The following is a 16,554-nucleotide window of genomic DNA, read 5'->3' on the forward strand; positions in this document are numbered from 1 at the left end:
GAGACGTATGCAAGCCATGCACTCGGGAGCTGCTCATGGCGCGACCTTCACGCACGCCCAACACCGGCTTGGCCAAGCTCCTCGAACAGGCCAGATGGTCGCGCAGCCAGTTCGCTTCGATCGTCAACCGCGTCGGAGCTGAGGCCGGACTCGCCCTCACGTACAGCCAGCCCGCCGTCTCTCAGTGGATCTCGGGCCACCAACCCCGGCCGCCGGTCAGGGCCCTGATCATCGAGGCATTCGAGCGGAAGCTCGGCCGACCGGTCACCTACGCGGAGGCAGGGCTCACGCCTCCGGACGGTCCTGAAGCCGCCGACACCGTCCGAGACCTCGTAGACCTCGGGAGGGCCGACATGGATCCGTCCCGGCGCCGCGTGATCGCCGCCGGCGTGTTCTCCGCAGCGCTCGCCATCCCGTTGTTCCCGACGCTCGCCAGAGCCGACAGCCCCGACCCGATAAGGCCCGGAAAGGCCACCACCCGCGTCGGGCAGGCGCAGGTCGCCGCCATTCAGGCCATGACCGACCGTATCGCTGACATCCTCGACGAACTCGGCGCGGGCCACGCGCGGCCCATGGCCGCCGCGTTCCTCGTCAACACGGTCGGCCCGTGGCTGAAAGCCGAGGCAGCCGCTCCAGTACGCCGAAGCATGCTCGCCGCTGCCTCCGACCTTGTGTACCTCACCGGGTGGATGGCCATGTACGAGCGGCAGCACCGCCTCGGCCAGGATTACTACCTGTCCGCGCTGAAGCTGGCCGGAGAGGCTGAAGAGCACGTCACCTACTGCCGCACCCTGCGCGGCATGTCCCTCCAGGCCTCCAACCTCGGCTACGGGCGACGCGCTTTGGAGCTCGCGGACTCGGCAGCGGAGGCCGCACCCGCGGCGGGCCCACGGCTCGTCGCGTTCCTGCGCGGACAACAGGCACACGGGGCTGCCATGGTCGGCGACAAGCGGCAGGCCTTCGCGAGGCTCCGTGAGGCGGAGGAGGCACTCGCGCGCGCGGACGACCGGCGGGAGTCGGTCGGTGGCTACGACCGGACCGCCTACCTCTTCCACGTCGCGCACGTGCAGAACGAGACGAAGGACGTACCCGGATCGGTCCGCACATTGCAGGAGTCCATCCGCGTACAGCCCGCCCAAGAACGCCAGGGGCGCTTGCACGCCTACGGCCTGCTGGCCCAGCGGCAGCTGTCCATCGGATACGTGGAGGCCGCATGCGCGTCATGGGGCCGATTCCTCGACGAGTACGAGGTCCTCTCATCCGCTCGAGGCGACGAGCACTTCGAGGTGATGAACCTGCGCCTTCGTCCCCACGGCAGCGTCCGAGCCGTTCGGGAACTGCGTGAGCGTGCCCAACTCGTGGGAGCCCTGAAAGGCTGACCCCGCGGGTCAGACGGTGTGCGTCGCCGCCGCCTTCTCGTATACGGGGAGCAAGGTGTCCAGGACAGCGTCCATCGAGTAGGAGGCGGCGGCCAGTTCGCGGGCCGCGCGGGAGGCCGAGGCGTTGCACGGGGGGTCCAGCAGGGACAGTACGGCCGCGGCCACACCCGCCGGGCCGGGGTCTACCGCCAGGCCCGCGCCGGCGGCGGCGATGTCGCGCGCCAGGCCGTTGGAGTGCGTCACCACCGAGGGCACGCCGACCGCGAGGGCCTCCAGCACCGACATCGGGAACGGTTCCTCCACCGACGGCAGGACGTAGACGTGGGCCCGGCGCAGCTCCGTCAGCACCTCGGCGCCGGAGAGGGCGCCCGGGACCGTGAAGCGGTCCGACAGGCCGAGTGCGGCGATCCGGTCGCGGACCGCGGCCGCCTCGCCCTCGTCCGGGCCCGCCACCACGAACTCCGCGTCCGGGTGCGCGGCGAGGATCGCCGGGGCCGCGTCCACGAAGTCCACCGGCCGCTTACGGGCCTGGAGGCGCGCCGAGTACAGGAGGCGCGGCGGACCGGAGAGGGCGGGGCGCTCGTCCTGGGCGGGGGTGCCGTTCACCAGCCGGACCGCCTGGGGCAGGGAACGGCCCACCACCGCGTCCAGACCCTCCCGCTCGTGCGGGGTCAGGTACAGCAGGGCGTCCGCGCCGCGCAGCAGCCGGCGTACCGCCACCGCGTCCAGCACCTTGGCCAGCAGCTTCTCGCTCGGGTCCACCATGCCGTGGGTCTGGAGCACCAGCGGCTTGCGCGCCCGCAGCGCCGCCAGGGCCACGGGCAGCGTCACCAGGTCCCGCGCCAGGTGCACATGGACGACGTCCGCGTCCCGTACCAGCCGTCCCGCCGAGGCCAGCAGGGCCGGCGAGGTCATCCCGCTGAAGCCCAGCGGAAGCAGCCGCCGGGCCGGGAAGAGCTTCGCCGGGACACCCTCGACGGACGTGGGCCACGGCTCCGGGAAGCCCTCGCCGAGCGCCAGCAGCCGCGCCTCGTGGCCCCGGTCCCGCAGCCCCTTGGCCAGGTTCAGCGCGACCCGGACCGGGCCGCCGAAGGCGTGCGAGGGGGAATGCAGCGTAACGGCGTGCAGGACTCTCAATTGGGCTCCTCCTTGGGCTCCTCGACCGGGCGGCGCTGCCCGTCCATCGTCTGCAGGGTCAGCGGAGGAAGGTTTCTGTGGACGACCGACCCGGCGCCCGCCACCGCGCACCGGCCGATGGTCACACCCGCCAGCACGGTCGCCCGTACCGCCACCCACGCACCGTCCTCGACGGTGATCGGCGCGTTGCGGTAGCGGAAGTCGGCGGCCCGGTGGTCGTGCGAGCCGGTGCACAGCAGGGCCTCCTGCGAGACGCACACGTGCGAACCGATCGTCACCGGCTCCAGGTTCAGCAGCCAGGCGCCCTCGCCGATCCAGGTGTGGTCCCCGACGGTGAGCTTCCACGGCCACAGCACACGTACCCTGTGCCGGATCAGCACGCCCTCGCCGATCTTCGCCCCGAACGCCCGCAGCAGCGCGACGCGCAGCCGGGCCGGGCAGAACCACGCCATGAACAGCGTGTTCATCACGGCGAACCAGAGCGCCTGCGTCAGCAGCCCGCGTCCCTTGTCGTACCCGGCCAGCGTGAAGGCAGGAAGATCCCGCAACGGTCGCCCCTCGTGATCGGCCCTCCCCCGGCTTCGTCGGGGGCCCCCGGCCGGCGCCTCCCCGGGCGCCGTCCGCCCAGACTAGACTGCGCGCGGAGCAGGCGGACGGGGTGGGGGCAGCAGTGGCAACGGACATGCGCGAGCCCGCAGTTACGCGTCCGACACCCGTTCTCCCCGACTTCCCCGGCCTCGACGACGAGAACAGGTGGGGCCGCGTCACCACCCCGCGCACCCTGCTCTCCCGCGCGCTGTCCGTGCCGCTGGCCCTCGGATTCACCGTCTTCCTGCCGCTGTTCGTCGCCGTCCAGTCCGGCGACGGCCAGCGCGACGCTGCCTTCTGGCTCCAGCTCCTGCTCACCATGTACGCGGGGGCCCGGCTCTCCGCGATGGTCCTGACCAGCCGCCGCAAGCTGCTCCAGGGCTCGTTCTGGCTCTTCGTCTACATGGCGATGGGCGTGGCCCCGCTCGCCCAGGCCGTCCTGGGCCGGGTCCCGACCCCCGTCGTCGGCCCGCGTTCCGACCTCACCCTCGCCACCGGCCTGGTCCTGCTCGGCTGCACGGCGTTCGACGTCGGCGTGCTGCTCGCCCGCCACCGGCCGGCGGGCCGCGCGGGCGGCTCCCAGAAGCCGGAGCGCCCGGTCATGGCGCACCGGCGCCGCCTCCAGCTGCTCACCGCCCTGGCGTTCCTGTGCAGCGCGGCCTTCGTCATGAAACTCGGCGGCCCGGCCGTGTTCTTCTCCAGCCGGCAGGAGATCATCGCGGGCATCGAGGAAGCGGGCGTCTCCAACGGCGACGGCCAGGCCGGCCAGGCCCTGCTCCGCGGCTTCGGCACCGTACCGGCGCTGCTCGCGCTGCTGCTGTACACGCGCTGGCTGATCACCTCGGAGTACGCCCGCCGCAAGGTGTCGGTCATCGTCACCTGGGGCGCTCTGGCGGCGCTGAACCTGGTGGTCAACAACCCGATCTCGAACCCGCGTTACTGGTTCCTCACGGTCATGTTCGCGATGCTCTTCACCGTCTTCCCGGTGAGTGCGGCGATGTACCGGGTGGCACTGTCGATGGCGGTGGTGGTCGCGCTGCTCGTGTTCCCGTTCGCGGACCGCTTCCGGTACGACGAGAAGAACTACAAGCCGGTCGAGACGACCTCGTTCCTGGAGCCGATGGCGCTCAAGGACTACGACCAGATCGGCATGTTCGCGAACACCATCACCTTCTCGGAATCCGGGCCCGGACACTTCTACGGGCGCCAGCTCGCGGGGTCGGTCTTCTTCGCGGTGCCGCGCGCGGTGTGGCCGGGGAAGCCGCGGGACACGGGGGTGATGGTCGGGCAGTGGATGGGCACGGTGAACACGAACCTCTCGTCCCCGATCTGGGCGGAGCTGTGGCTGGACTTCGGCCCGCTGGGGATGGGGGCGGGGCTGCTGGCCATCGGGTACGCGGCCGCGCGGGTGGACCGCCGCTACGCCAAGCGCGCCACGCGGCGTTCGCCGCCGGGCAGCCTGATCTCGGTGGTGGTCCCGCTGGTCGCGGGGTACTCGTTCATCCTGCTGCGCGGCCCGCTGCTCCAGGCCTCGGGCCGCGTCGCGATCGCGGCCCTCTGCCTGGCGCTGGTCGCGACCTACCGCACGGACAAGTCCACCACCCTGCGCTGACCGCCGTGCGGCGCCGCTGCCGGGGGCTCCGCCCCCGGACCCCCGCGCCTCAAACGCCGGCGAGGCTGGATTTACCCCGGCGTCGGCTGGCCCGCCCGCAGGGCAATTTCAGCCCCGCCGGCGTTTGAGGCGCGGGTCCGGGCAGAGCCCGGGAAACGGCGCGGAGCAACGACCGGCAGGGTCAAGCCGCGTGCAACGACTCGGCGGCCGGTGTCAGCCGGGCCACACGGGACCAGCCGGCCGCCGCCTTCAGGGCGGAACCCGCCGCCAGGCCCCAGGCGGCCCCGGCGACCCCCCACACCGCGTACCCGCCCAACAGCAGCCCCACCGACACCAGCGAGAAGACCACCTGCAACGACAGCGTCGCCTTCGGCGCAAGCACCCGCAGCGTCAGCAGCGCACACGTCCCCAGCCCCATCACCGCGTACTGCGCGCCCGTCGCCGGCAGCAGAGCCGACGCCGCCGCCCAGGTGTCGCCGAGCAGCTGCCGCCCCACCCGGTCGGGCAGCGCGTACAGGACGGCCGCCCAGCCCCCGCCGACCCCCGCCAGCACCAGCCCCAGCAGTACGGTCGCCCGTACCGTGGCCCGCTTGCCGCCGAGCCGCGACAGCACGGGCGGCCCGAACGCGTTGGCCGAGTTGAACAGCACGTTCAGCGGCCCGAACAGGGTGGTCGCACCCCGCAGCGCACCCACCGCCAGCGGAGTGCCGAAGACGCCGAGTCCGAGCACCGCGAGCTGGCTGGAGCCGTTGCCCACGGCGAACTCGACCACGAACCGCTGCCCCAGGTGCCCGCGCCGCACATACGGCCGCAGGTCCACGCCCGCGCCCCGCACGTACGGCCGCAGCAGCCACAGCCCCAGCCCGAGCGCCGGCAGCGCGGAGACGCCCCACACCAGCACCAGCCGCCCCGCCGAAGCCCCCTCGGGCTGCACCGCCAGCGCCGCGACCACGCACGCCAGCCGCAGCGCGTCGGCGGCCAGCGCCCGCTCGGGAACCCGCAGCGCGGAGAAGCAGTACCGCAGCCCGTCCTGTACGAGTACCAACGGCAGTACGAGGCCCAGCGCGAGGAACGCCCGCCCCGCCGCCCCCGGCAGCAGCAGCCCCACGGCCACGAGCCCGGCACCGACGACGGCCGAGGCGGCGCCCGTGAAGGCAACGGCCGAACGGCACACGGCGCCCAGCCGGTCGCCCTTCGCCAGCACCACCGTCTGGCCGACGTAGGCCATGTTCAGCCCCAGCAGCACGCTGAACACCACGTACACCATCGAGAAGTCGGCGAAGCCGGACGCCGACGAGAGCCGGGCGGCCAGCACCAGCACCAGGATGTTCGTGGCGCTGGAGGCGGCCTGGTCCAGGATCGAGGAGACCGCCGCGAGGCCGCGCCGGCTCACCTGCGGCCCGTACGGACCGTACGCAGGGCGACGGTGTCGGTGCCGTCACCGGGAACGTGCTGCTCCGGCTCGGCCGCGTCCACCCGCGGCAGCGGCTGGGCGGCGGGCCCGGCCGCGGGCGACGCCGAGGCCGCGGCGGTGGCCCCCCGGCCGCCCTTCTTGCCCCGGCCGCGCTTCTCGCCTGGCAGCGGCGCGTGCAGCACCGCGCCGAGCACGGTGCCGCCGGCCCCGCTGATCAGCTCGCGGATCCGGGTCAGGTCGGTGCGCTGGACGGCGCGCGGGTCGCATACGACGAGGACGCCGTCGACGCGGTCTACGAGGGCGAGCGCGTCGGCGTAGGAGAGCACGGGCGGCGCGAGCACGACGACCGTGGAGTTGGGGGAGTCGGCCTCGGAGACCAGCCGGGTGGCGCGCGGCGAGGTCAGGGCGCGGGCGACGTTGCGGACCCGCTCGCCCGGGATCAGGTCGAAGGCGCCCGACTCCCCGGCGTCCACGACGAGCTGGCGCCCGTCGGGCCAGTCGGACTCCCCGTGCTGCCCGGGGTTCCCGTCGGCGGACGGGCCGCCCGGCAGCCGGCTCCAGCCGGGCCGCCCGCCCGCGTCGGTCGGCAGCTGGCTGGCCAGCACCGGGGTCCGCAGGTCGGCCTCGATGAGCAGGACGTCCTTGCCGGTCTCCGCGAAGGAGGCGGCCAGGTTCACGGCCACCGCGGCGGCGGTCTCGCTGCTGCCGCGCGGGGCGACCACGAGCAGCCGGCGCCGGTCGGCGAACCGGGAGTCGTAGGCGAGCCGGAAGGCCACCGAGCGGTACTCCTCGGCGAGCCGGGGGTCCTCCTCACCGGCCGCGAGCAGCGGCCCGCCGCCGGTCTTGTCCCGGGGCAGGGAGCCCAGTACGGGCGCGCGCAGGGCCCGCGCGACGTCCCCCTCGGAGCGCGGCGCCGGGTCGAAGACGAGCCGGACCCAGGCGGCGAGCAGGCCGAGCGCGAGGCCCACGGCCGCGCCGAGCGCCAGCGACATCGGCAGGCCCGGGCCGTCGGGAGCGGTGGGCGCGGTGGCGGCGCTGGTGACCCGGCCCGGGGTCATGTCCAGGGCCTGGAGCTTGGCGATGTTGGTGTTGAGGGTGTTGACCTTGCTCTGCAGGTCGGTCTTGGAGGCGTACGCCGCGTCGCGCCCCGCACCGGCCGACATGGAGTTGATCTGCTTGACGACCTCGTCCAGCTGCTTGACGGCCGGGTCGCGCTGCTCCTGGTACCCCTTGACCATCGTGTCGCGCGTGACGTCCAGGGCCTCCTGCCGCTTGAGCAGGTACGCCTCGGTCATCGCGTTGGCGCGGGTGGCGGCCGTCTTGGGGGAGGACGCGGTGTAGGTGAAGCGGAGCACCATCGTCTGCGGCGGGTTCGTCACCTGGAGACCGCTGCGCAGGGCGGCGAAGCCGGCCGTATCCACGCCGAGTTTCTTCGCGGCCGCGGCGGCTGTGGAGCTGGAGAGCGCGACCTGCCGCTCCGAGCCGATGTTGATCGCCTTGTCGGGCGCGAGGCTCGGGTTGAACGGGTCGTCGGTGGGCGCGCGCAGGACGACGTCCGCCGTGGCCACGTAGGTGTCGGCCGTGGAGATGCCGAGGTAGACGCCGCCCAGCAGGCCGATCCCGATGCCGGTCCCGATGAGCCGGCGGTAGCGCAGGAGCTGGCGGAACTGGTCCCTGAGGAGATCGGGCTCGTCCTCGGCCGGGGGCCCCGCCGGGCGGTTCGTCTCGATCACGGCTTGGGCCCCCCAAGTGCTTCGTCCATCAGTGCGTCGATGCGGGCCAGGCCCGCCTCACGGCTGAGGTGCGCCGCCACATGGCGTGGTCCGGCCGCTCCCAGCCGGTCCGCGCCCTCGGGGTCCTCGGCCAGGGCCCGTACGGCCTTCAGCAGGGCGTCGGGGTCCTCCGGCGGTACGAGCACCCCGGCGCCCGAACGCTCCACCTCCTGGGCGGTGCCGCCCAGCGCCGCGACGGAGGCGACGACGGGCCGGCCCGCCTGGAAATAGGAGGTGAGTTTCGACGGCACGCTCATGTCCATCACGGCCGCGTGCTGGGTGACCGCGAGGACGTCCGCCGCGGCGAGGATATCCGGGAACTCGCCGTCGGCGGCAGGGGGGATGATGTCCAGATTCGGTACGTCGGCCGCGAGGTCGGCGAGGGCCCCGCGCTGGCTGCCGTCACCCATGAGGACGAAGCGCACGCTCGGATCCCGCCGCGCCGCGCCGACCAGGACCTCCAGCCCCTGCTTGAGGCCCATGTTCCCGGAGTGCAGGACGACCGTCTGCCCGGGGGCCCAGCCGAGGTGGCGCCGGGTCTCGCCGCGCGGCTTGGTCGGCAGCGGCACGTGGGACCAGTTGGGGACGAGCCGGATCCGCTCCGGGTCCACACCCATGCCGACGACGCGGTCCACGAAGGTCTCGTGGATGACGCCGACCAGCGTGGCCCGCTTCAGCGCGTACGCCTCGGCGCGGCCGGCGATCGCGGCCGCCTTGTCGCCGCCGCTGATCCCGCTCTGCGCGGCGGCGGCGCCCATCAGGTCCTGGACGACCGGGACGAACGGCACCTTCCAACGCGCCGCGAGCCGAGCGGCCGTCACCCCGCCCGCCAGGCTGGGCATTTGGGCGAGGACCGCGTCGGGCTTCGGCATCCGGGGCGGGGCCGCGGCCCCGTGCAGCAGGATCGATCCTTCGAACAGGGCGCGCCGCACGGCGGTCTGACGCGTCGGCACGGTGTGCGCACGCCGGTGCACGGTGACCCCCGCGCGCTGTTCCGTGCGCCGGAGCGCCCCCTTGTACTCCGGTTCGAGCGACCACGCGGGGTAGTGCGGCATCCCCGCCAGCACGTGGGTCTCGTGGCCGAGATCCGCCCAGTGCTCCGCGATCTGGGTGGCGTACGGGCCAATCCCCGCGTGCTCGGGAGCGTAATTGGTGGAAACCAGCAGCAGCCGCCGGTGACCGGATCTGGACACTGAACGTCCCCTTCCCCCCTGGATGATGCGCTCGTCACCCTATTCGTTCACCGGCAGGGTGCGGAACGTGCACGCTATTGTCTGCTAATCCGCCACACCGGGGGGTGTGGCTGCTGGGGGGTAACTGATGACGCAGCAGGACATGTCCGACCTCGGCCCGACCGCGCGCAGACCGTACCGAGTCGGCTATGCGCCCGGCGCGTACGACCTGTTCCACATCGGGCACCTGAACATCCTTCGGCACGCCCGGAGCCAGTGCGACTACCTGGTGGCCGGCGTCGTCTCCGACGAGATGGCCGAACTGGCCAAGGGCCGCCGCCCGATGATTCCGCTCGTCGAGCGGCTGGAGATCGTCCGCAGCGTCAAGTACGTGGACGCCGCGTTCGTCGAGACGGTCCCGAACAAGGTGGAGACCTGGAAGCAGGTCCGCTTCGACGTCCTCTTCAAGGGCGACGACTGGCGCGGCACGGCCAAGGGCGCCAAGTTGGAACGGGACTTCGCCGCCGTCGGCGTCGATGTCGTCTACTTCCCCTACACCGTGCACACGTCCAGCACCCAGCTGCGCCGGGCGCTGGACGCGCTGGCCGCACCGCTCGCGGAGGCCGTCACCGCGGAACGGCGCTGAGCTCCCGGAACCACTTCGCCAGGAACGCCAGCAGGAACAGCACGGCGACCGCGCCCAACCCCGCGTACGCCCAGCGGAACAGCTCCCCGCCGCCCAGCAGCAGGAACACCAGGCAGAACACGCCGTAGTCCACGGGCAGCAACGCCACCGCGCGCACGGTCGACGGCGCGGCGGCGGGGCTCCCCGGCGGGGGCTTCGGCTTCAGCTTCTCGGTCAGCAGCCCCCCGAAGAAGGTGACGACCGAGGCGAACTGGAAGCCCAGCGGCACCAGCAGCCAGCCGTCCCCGGCGGTCCCGTACTCACCGGGGAAGCGGTAGAAGGCGATCAGCACGCAGGTGTGCAGCGCGGTCAGCTTGGCGCAGTCCACGACGTGGTCGAGCCACTCGCCCGCCGCGCTGCCGCCCCCGCGCAGCCGGGCCAGCTGCCCGTCGGCGGAGTCGAAGGCGAAGCCGACGGCGAGCGCCGCCCACACGGTGATCCCGAGGCCCCACGAGGGCGCGCTCAGCGCGACCGCGGCGACGGCGGCGAAGCTGAAGGCGGCGCTGATCAGCGTCACTTGGTTCGGGGTGAGCCCGAGGGCGTACGACCCGGCGGCCAGGTACCGCCCGGCGGGCCGGTTGACGAACCGCGAATAGAGCGACACCCCCTTCGCCGACTTCTGCGCCCCGCGCAGCTCCCGCAGCGCGGTCCCGAAACTCGCCATCCACAAGCCCCTTCGAACAAATGCATACGCCGCGTGCGTACGTACGAAGGTCACATCATCGCAGGGAGCCCTCAACTCACCACCTTCAGCAGCAGAACCGCCCGGGCCGGGACCGTCAGGGTTTCGCCGCCGAGGTGGCGGGTGGCCGGGGGTGCGGACTGGTCTTCCCGGGAGGTGTCCAGCACCAGCTCGTACGACGACGCCCACGGCGCGTCCGGCAGCACCCACGCCACCGGCCGGTCCCCGGCGTGCAGCAGCGCCAGGAAGCTGTCGTCCGTCACCTTCCGGCCCCGCTCGTCGCGGCCCGGGATGTCCCGGCCCGACAGGTACAGGCCCAGCGCGGCGGCCGGCGCGTACCAGTCCCGCTCCGTCATCTCCGCCCCCGCCGGGGTGAACCAGGCCAGGTCCCGCAGCCCGTCCGCGCCCTGCGGCCGCCCCGAGAAGAACGCCCGCCGCCGCAGCACCGGGTGCTCGTGCCGCAGCGCGAGCAGCCTGCGGGCCAGGGCGAACAGCTGCTGCCAGGACGGGTCCGACAGCAGCGACCAGTCCACCCACCCCGTCTCGTTGTCCTGGCAGTACGCGTTGTTGTTGCCGCCCTGCGTACGCCCGAACTCGTCGCCCGCCACCAGCATCGGCACCCCCGTCGAGAGCAGCAGGGTGGTCAGCAGGTTGCGCAGCTGGCGGCGCCTGAGGACCCCGATCCGCGGGTCGTCCACCTCCCCTTCCGCCCCGCAGTTCCACGACCGGTTGTCGTTCGTGCCGTCCCGGCCCGCCTCCCCGTTCGCCTCGTTGTGCTTGTGCTCGTACGACACCAGGTCGCGCAGGGTGAAACCGTCGTGCGCGGTGATGAAGTTGACCGAGGCGTACGGCCGCCGCCCGCCCCACGCGTACAGGTCGCTCGACCCCGACAGCCGGTACCCGAGATCCCGTACGTCGGGCAGCGCGCCCCGCCAGAAATCCCGTACGGCATCCCGGTAGCGGTCGTTCCACTCCGTCCACAGCGGCGGGAACGCGCCCACCTGGTAGCCGCCCGAGCCCACGTCCCACGGCTCGGCGATCAGCTTCACCCTCCGCAGCACCGGGTCCTGGGCGATCACCGCCAGGAACGGCGAGAGCATGTCCACGTCGTGCATCGAGCGTGCCAGCGCCGCCGCCAGGTCGAAGCGGAAGCCGTCCACGCCCATCTCGGTCACCCAGTACCGGAGGGAGTCCGTGATCAGGCGCAGGACGTGCGGGCGGCCGGCGTGCAGGGTGTTCCCGCAGCCCGTGTAGTCGGCGTACCGGCGCTGGTCGGACTGGAGCCGGTAGTAGCCCCGGTTGTCGATGCCGCGCAGCGACAGCGTCGGGCCCAGCTCGCCCGCCTCCGCCGTGTGGTTGTAGACCACGTCGAGGATGACCTCGATCCCGGCCGCGTGCAGGGCCCGCACCATCCGCTTGAACTCGCCGACCTGCCCCCCGGTGGTCCCGCTCGACGAATAGCCCGCGTGCGGGGCGAAGTAGCCGATCGAGTTGTAGCCCCAGTAATTGCGCAGGCCGCGCCGCAGCAGATGGTCCTCGTGGGCGAACTGGTGCACCGGCAGCAGCTCGACCGCCGTCACCCCGAGCCGCGTCAGGTGCTCGATCGCCGCCGGATGGGCGAGCCCCGCGTAGGTGCCGCGCAGCTCCTCGGGAATATCCGGATGGCGCATCGTGAAGCCGCGCACGTGCAGCTCGTAGATCACCGAGTCGGCCCACGGCGTCTTCGGCCGGACGTCGTCCGCCCAGTCGTCGTCATCGTGGACCACCACGCCCTTGGGGACGTGCGGGGCGGAGTCCCGGTCGTCGCGCACGGTGTCCGCGATGTACTGCTGCGGCCAGTCCCGGACGTGCCCGTACACCTCCGGCGGCAGCGTGAACTCGCCGTCCACCGCCCGCGCGTACGGGTCGAGCAGCAGCTTCGCCGGATTGAACCGGGCGCCCGTCCAGGGGTCCCAGCGGCCGTGGACCCGGAATCCGTAGCGCTGCCCGGGGCGCACACCCGGCACGAAGCCGTGCCAGATCTCGTGCGTGAGCTCGGTGAGCGCGCACCGGGTCTCCGTGCTGTCGGCGCCTTCGCCGTCGAAGAGGCACAGCTCCACCGCCTCCGCGCCCTGGGCCCACAGCGCGAAGTTGGTGCCCGCCGTGCCGTCCGGGCCGTGGTGGAACCGGGCACCCAACGGGTGCGAGGACCCCGGCCACACCGGTGGCCCCGGGCGCGCGGCGGCCCGTAACGGCTGGCCCTTCGCCAGGCCCTTCACCTGGCCTGTCGCCTGGCCCGTCGCGTGGCCGTTCGACCGGCCGTTGGGATGACCGTTCCGCCGCCCGTTCGGCGGCGGTCCGGTCACCTGCGGTAGGGGCGCGGCTGCGCCGCCCCGCACCCCGTTCCCCGCGTTCGACGCGTCTTCGGCGGCTTCCACCGCCTCATGCTCGGCTGCGCTCGACACTGCCCGCCTCCACGGCTCCTGGGTACCGGCGGGGGAGTGCGGCCCCGGCGTCCCGGCCTGGGCCCGCCCCCGTCTGGTCCTTCCCTGTGTTCTGCCCGGACAGTTCTGCCCGGAACGTGCGGCGCGCTCACGTTTCCCCCGGAGGGGGCCGGTCGTTGGAGGGGCGTGACTCTTCTGACGAGGCGGGCAGGGGCGGGCTTGGCCGCCGTAGCGGCATGGGCGGGCCTGCTGGGCGGCCTGGCCGGATGCACCGAGGGCGGCGGATCCCCGGTCGAGATCCAGCTGCCCGGAAAACCCCGATCGCCGGTCGAGGCGATCCGGATCACCCCCGAGGACAACGCCAAGGGGGTGCCGGCCGAGGGTCCGCTGACCGTATCCGTGCCCGAGGGCCGGCTGGAGCGGGTCGTGGTCACCAAGGTGGAGGACGTCCAGGAGGAGCAGGTGCCCGGCGCCATCGCCGCCGACGGCCTCAGCTGGAGCCCCGACCTCGCGTCCGGACGGCTCGCGCTGGCCGCCAAGTACACGGTGGACGCGGTCGCCCTCGACGGGCACAACCGCCGCCAGGCCCGGCACACCACCTTCACCACCTTCGTCCCCGAGGAGCGGTTCATCGGCTACTTCAAGCCCGAGAACCGCTCCACCGTGGGCGTCGGCATGATCGTCTCCTTCCGGTTCAGCCGGCCGCTCAAGCACCGCGCCGCGGTGGAACGGGCGATCACCGTCACCTCCGACCCCGCCGTGGAGGTCGAGGGCCACTGGTTCGGCGACGACCGCCTCGACTTCCGGCCCAGGGAGTACTGGAAGCCCGGCACCAAGGTCACCGTGAAGATGAGCCTCCGCGACATCGAGGGCGCCCCCGACTCGTACGGCATCCAGGACAAGACCATCACCTTCACCGTCGGCCGCTCCCAGATCTCCACCGTGGACGCGGCCGAGCACACCATGGAGGTGCGCCGGGACGGAGAACTGCTCTCCACCGTGCCCATCAGCGCCGGGGCGCCCAAGAACACCACGTACAACGGGAAGATGGTGGTGATGGAGCTCTTCGACGTCACCCGTATGAACGGCCAGACCGTCGGCTTCGGCGGCGAGTACGACATCCCCGACGTCCCGCACGCCATGCGGCTCACCAGCTCCGGCACCTTCCTGCACGGCAACTACTGGGCCAGCCCGGACACCTTCGGCTCCTCCAACACCAGCCACGGCTGCATCGGACTGCGCGACGACAAGGGCGGTGGCTCGGACACCCCGGCCGGATGGTTCTTCGACCGGACGCTGGTCGGGGACGTGGTGGAGGTCCTGAACTCGCAGGACAAGACCGTGGCCGCGAACAACGGGCTGGGCGGCTGGAACATGTCCTGGGCCGACTGGGTCGCCGGCTCGGCGCTCACCTGAGACTGAGCGGAGGAGCCGGAGGAGCCCTCGTCCGTGCCGTCAGTTGGGACGGAATGGTGACAAGACCGTGGCTCACCGTGATCTGCCCGTGTGGTTACCTGTCGTCAAGCGCGTGACTGTCCGCGCGCGGGGGACATGGGGACATGGGGAGAACAAGAGTGAACCTGCAGCCGATACGCGGCCGCGCCCGCACCGGCCTGCCGGCCCTCCTTCTGGGGGCGGCCCTGCTGCTCACCAGCGCGTGCAGCGGCGGCGGCAACAGCGGTGGCAGCGGCGGCGACAACGGCGGGGGCGGCGGGGGCACCGGCAAGACCGGTACCGAGGCGTCCAAGGCCGTGGTCAGCGTCAAGCCGGACGACGGAGCCAAGGAGGTCGCCACCAGCGGCATCCTGAAGATATCGAGCACCGGCGGCAAGCTCACCGCGGTGAACGTCGCCGACACCAAGGGCAACGAGGTCGAGGGCAAGCTCGCCGAGGACGGTGCGAGCTGGGAGCCCGCCCGCCACCTCGCCTCCGCCACGGAGTACAAGGTGCACGCGGTGGCCAAGGACGAGGCGGGCCGGGAGTCCGCCAAGGACACCACCTTCACCACCCTCACCCCCAAGAACACCTTCGTCGGCCACTACACGCCCGAGGACGGCCAGACCGTCGGCGTGGGCATGCCGGTCTCCATCAACTTCACCCGCGGCATCACCAACCCCGAGGCCGTCGAGAAGGCCATCACGGTCACGGCCGAGCCGTCCGTGCCGGTCGAGGGCCACTGGTTCGGCAACGACCGCCTCGACTTCCGCCCCGAGAACTACTGGGCGGCCGGCACCAAGGTCACCGTGAAGCTCGCCCTCGACGGTGTCGAAGGCCGCCCCGGCGTCTACGGCAAGCAGACCCGTACGGTCACCTTCACCGTCGGGCGCTCCCAGGTCTCCACCGTCGACGCGTCCAGCAAGCAGATGCAGGTCGTCCGCGACGGCCAGGTGCTCAAGAACATCCCGATCACCGCGGGCGCCCCGGCCACCACCACGTACAACGGCCAGATGGTCATCAGCGAGAAGTACAAGGTGACCCGGATGAACGGCGCGACCGTCGGCTTCGGCGGCGAGTACGACATCTCCGACGTCCCGCACGCGATGCGCCTGTCCACCTCGGGCACCTTCGTCCACGGCAACTACTGGGCCTCCGGCGGCACCTTCGGCTCGGAGAACGTCAGCCACGGCTGCGTCGGCCTGAAGGACGTCCGCGGCGCGGGCGACGGCGACCAGCCCGCCGCGTGGTTCTTCAACGAGTCCCTGATCGGTGACGTGGTCATCGTGAAGAACTCCAAGGACAAGCAGATCGCCCCGGACAACGGCCTCAACGGCTGGAACATGTCCTGGGCGGAGTGGACCAAGTAGTCCCCTCCCGGCAATCGATGTGGCCCGGCGCTGTGACCGACAGCACCGGGCCACTTCCCGTTAACCGCCGCTAACCTGGCCCGTATGACCCTCTCTCTCGAAGTCTCCGAAGGCGTCGGCACCATCCGCCTGGACCGGCCGCCCATGAACGCCCTGGACATCGCCACCCAGGACCGGCTGCGCGAGCTCGCGGTGGAGGCCACCGACCGGGCCGACGTCCGCGCGGTCATCCTCTACGGCGGCGAGAAGGTGTTCGCGGCCGGCGCGGACATCAAGGAGATGCAGGTGATGGACCACGCGGCGATGGTCGCCCGGTCCCGAGGCCTGCAGGACGCCTTCACCGCCGTGGCGCGCATTCCCAAGCCGGTCGTCGCGGCCGTCACCGGCTACGCCCTGGGCGGCGGTTGCGAGCTCGCGCTCTGCGCCGATTACAGGATCGCCGCCGACAACGCCAAGCTCGGCCAGCCCGAGATCCTGCTCGGCCTGATCCCCGGCGCCGGCGGCACCCAGCGGCTGTCCCGGCTGATCGGCCCCTCCAAGGCCAAGGACCTGATCTTCACCGGCCGTATGGTCAAGGCCGACGAGGCGCTCAGCCTCGGGCTGGTGGACCGGATCGTGCCCGCCGCCGAGGTCTACGAGCAGGCGCACGCCTGGGCCGCCAAGCTGGCCCAGGGCCCGGCGCTGGCGCTGCGCGCCGCCAAGGAGTGCGTGGACGCCGGCCTGGAGGCCGACATCGACACCGGCCTGACCATCGAACGCAACTGGTTCGCGGGCCTGTTCGCCACCGAGGACCGCGAGCGCGGGATGCGCAGCTTCGTCGAAGAGGGCCCGGGCAAGGCCAAGTTTCTCTGAACCGCGCCCTCTGACCCGGCCCCTGCCCCGTCCT

13 protein-coding genes are annotated in these 16,554 nt (G+C 72.4%); 6 read left to right on the forward strand and 7 right to left on the reverse strand.

What is annotated here, in order from left to right:
* The first annotated feature begins 35 nt into the window (after nucleotides 1-35).
* Complete coding sequence (locus MTF65_RS26655; RefSeq protein WP_243631506.1) at nucleotides 36-1,379, forward strand: hypothetical protein; 1,344 nt, start codon at nucleotides 36-38, stop codon at nucleotides 1,377-1,379.
* A gap of 9 nt (nucleotides 1,380-1,388) precedes the next feature.
* On the opposite strand, the gene MTF65_RS26660 is transcribed toward MTF65_RS26655, so the two are convergent.
* Together MTF65_RS26660 and MTF65_RS26665 are read right to left on the reverse strand one after the other, a co-directional pair.
* The gene (locus tag MTF65_RS26660) at nucleotides 1,389-2,516 is read right to left on the reverse strand and encodes a glycosyltransferase (RefSeq protein WP_243631507.1); all 1,128 of its coding nucleotides are present in this window, start codon (nucleotides 2,514-2,516) and stop codon (nucleotides 1,389-1,391) included.
* The gene (locus tag MTF65_RS26665; RefSeq protein WP_243631508.1) at nucleotides 2,513-3,064 is read right to left on the reverse strand and encodes a WcaF family extracellular polysaccharide biosynthesis acetyltransferase; all 552 of its coding nucleotides are present in this window, start codon (nucleotides 3,062-3,064) and stop codon (nucleotides 2,513-2,515) included. The genes MTF65_RS26660 and MTF65_RS26665 overlap by 4 nt, the downstream gene beginning before the upstream one ends.
* A 134-nt stretch (nucleotides 3,065-3,198) precedes the next feature.
* Between MTF65_RS26665 and MTF65_RS26670 the strand changes: the two genes are divergently transcribed.
* Nucleotides 3,199-4,716: an O-antigen polysaccharide polymerase Wzy family protein gene (locus tag MTF65_RS26670; protein WP_243631509.1), complete on the forward strand. Its 1,518-nt coding sequence runs from the start codon at nucleotides 3,199-3,201 to the stop codon at nucleotides 4,714-4,716.
* A gap of 181 nt (nucleotides 4,717-4,897) precedes the next feature.
* Here the strand turns inward: MTF65_RS26670 and MTF65_RS26675 are convergent, their stop codons facing one another.
* The 3 genes from MTF65_RS26675 to MTF65_RS26685 are packed head-to-tail and all read right to left on the reverse strand — an operon-like array spanning nucleotide 4,898 to nucleotide 9,065.
* Complete coding sequence (locus MTF65_RS26675; protein WP_243631510.1) at nucleotides 4,898-6,109, reverse strand: hypothetical protein; 1,212 nt, start codon at nucleotides 6,107-6,109, stop codon at nucleotides 4,898-4,900.
* On the reverse strand, nucleotides 6,106-7,863 hold the full coding sequence (locus tag MTF65_RS26680; RefSeq protein ID WP_243631511.1) for a lipopolysaccharide biosynthesis protein: 1,758 nt from the start codon (nucleotides 7,861-7,863) through the stop codon (nucleotides 6,106-6,108). Before MTF65_RS26680 ends, MTF65_RS26675 begins: the two co-directional genes overlap by 4 nt.
* Nucleotides 7,860-9,065, reverse strand: coding sequence for a glycosyltransferase family 4 protein (locus MTF65_RS26685; protein WP_243631540.1), 1,206 nt, complete (start codon nucleotides 9,063-9,065; stop codon nucleotides 7,860-7,862). Before MTF65_RS26685 ends, MTF65_RS26680 begins: the two co-directional genes overlap by 4 nt.
* A 157-nt stretch (nucleotides 9,066-9,222) precedes the next feature.
* Between MTF65_RS26685 and MTF65_RS26690 the strand changes: the two genes are divergently transcribed.
* Nucleotides 9,223-9,720: an adenylyltransferase/cytidyltransferase family protein gene (locus MTF65_RS26690; protein ID WP_243631512.1), complete on the forward strand. Its 498-nt coding sequence runs from the start codon at nucleotides 9,223-9,225 to the stop codon at nucleotides 9,718-9,720.
* On the opposite strand, the gene MTF65_RS26695 is transcribed toward MTF65_RS26690, so the two are convergent.
* Nucleotides 9,701-10,423 carry a CDP-alcohol phosphatidyltransferase family protein gene (locus tag MTF65_RS26695; protein ID WP_243631513.1) on the reverse strand — a complete coding sequence of 241 codons (723 nt, stop codon included), beginning with the start codon at nucleotides 10,421-10,423 and terminating at the stop codon, nucleotides 9,701-9,703. The genes MTF65_RS26690 and MTF65_RS26695 overlap by 20 nt on opposite strands.
* Before the next feature lie 71 nt (nucleotides 10,424-10,494).
* Nucleotides 10,495-12,699: a glycogen debranching protein GlgX gene (gene glgX / locus MTF65_RS26700; RefSeq protein WP_374207305.1), complete on the reverse strand. Its 2,205-nt coding sequence runs from the start codon at nucleotides 12,697-12,699 to the stop codon at nucleotides 10,495-10,497.
* A gap of 384 nt (nucleotides 12,700-13,083) precedes the next feature.
* Between glgX and MTF65_RS26705 the strand changes: the two genes are divergently transcribed.
* From MTF65_RS26705 to MTF65_RS26715, 3 genes are all read left to right on the forward strand, one after another.
* Nucleotides 13,084-14,280: an Ig-like domain-containing protein gene (locus MTF65_RS26705; RefSeq protein WP_279399551.1), complete on the forward strand. Its 1,197-nt coding sequence runs from the start codon at nucleotides 13,084-13,086 to the stop codon at nucleotides 14,278-14,280.
* 143 nt (nucleotides 14,281-14,423) lie between these two features.
* Nucleotides 14,424-15,668, forward strand: coding sequence for an Ig-like domain-containing protein (locus tag MTF65_RS26710; protein WP_374207303.1), 1,245 nt, complete (start codon nucleotides 14,424-14,426; stop codon nucleotides 15,666-15,668).
* Between the two features lie 84 nt (nucleotides 15,669-15,752).
* On the forward strand, nucleotides 15,753-16,520 hold the full coding sequence (locus MTF65_RS26715; protein ID WP_243631515.1) for an enoyl-CoA hydratase/isomerase family protein: 768 nt from the start codon (nucleotides 15,753-15,755) through the stop codon (nucleotides 16,518-16,520).
* Nucleotides 16,521-16,554: the final 34 nt, after the last annotated feature.

The sequence above is a fragment of the Streptomyces sp. APSN-46.1 genome (assembly GCF_022815725.1).
Taxonomy (GTDB): domain Bacteria; phylum Actinomycetota; class Actinomycetes; order Streptomycetales; family Streptomycetaceae; genus Streptomyces.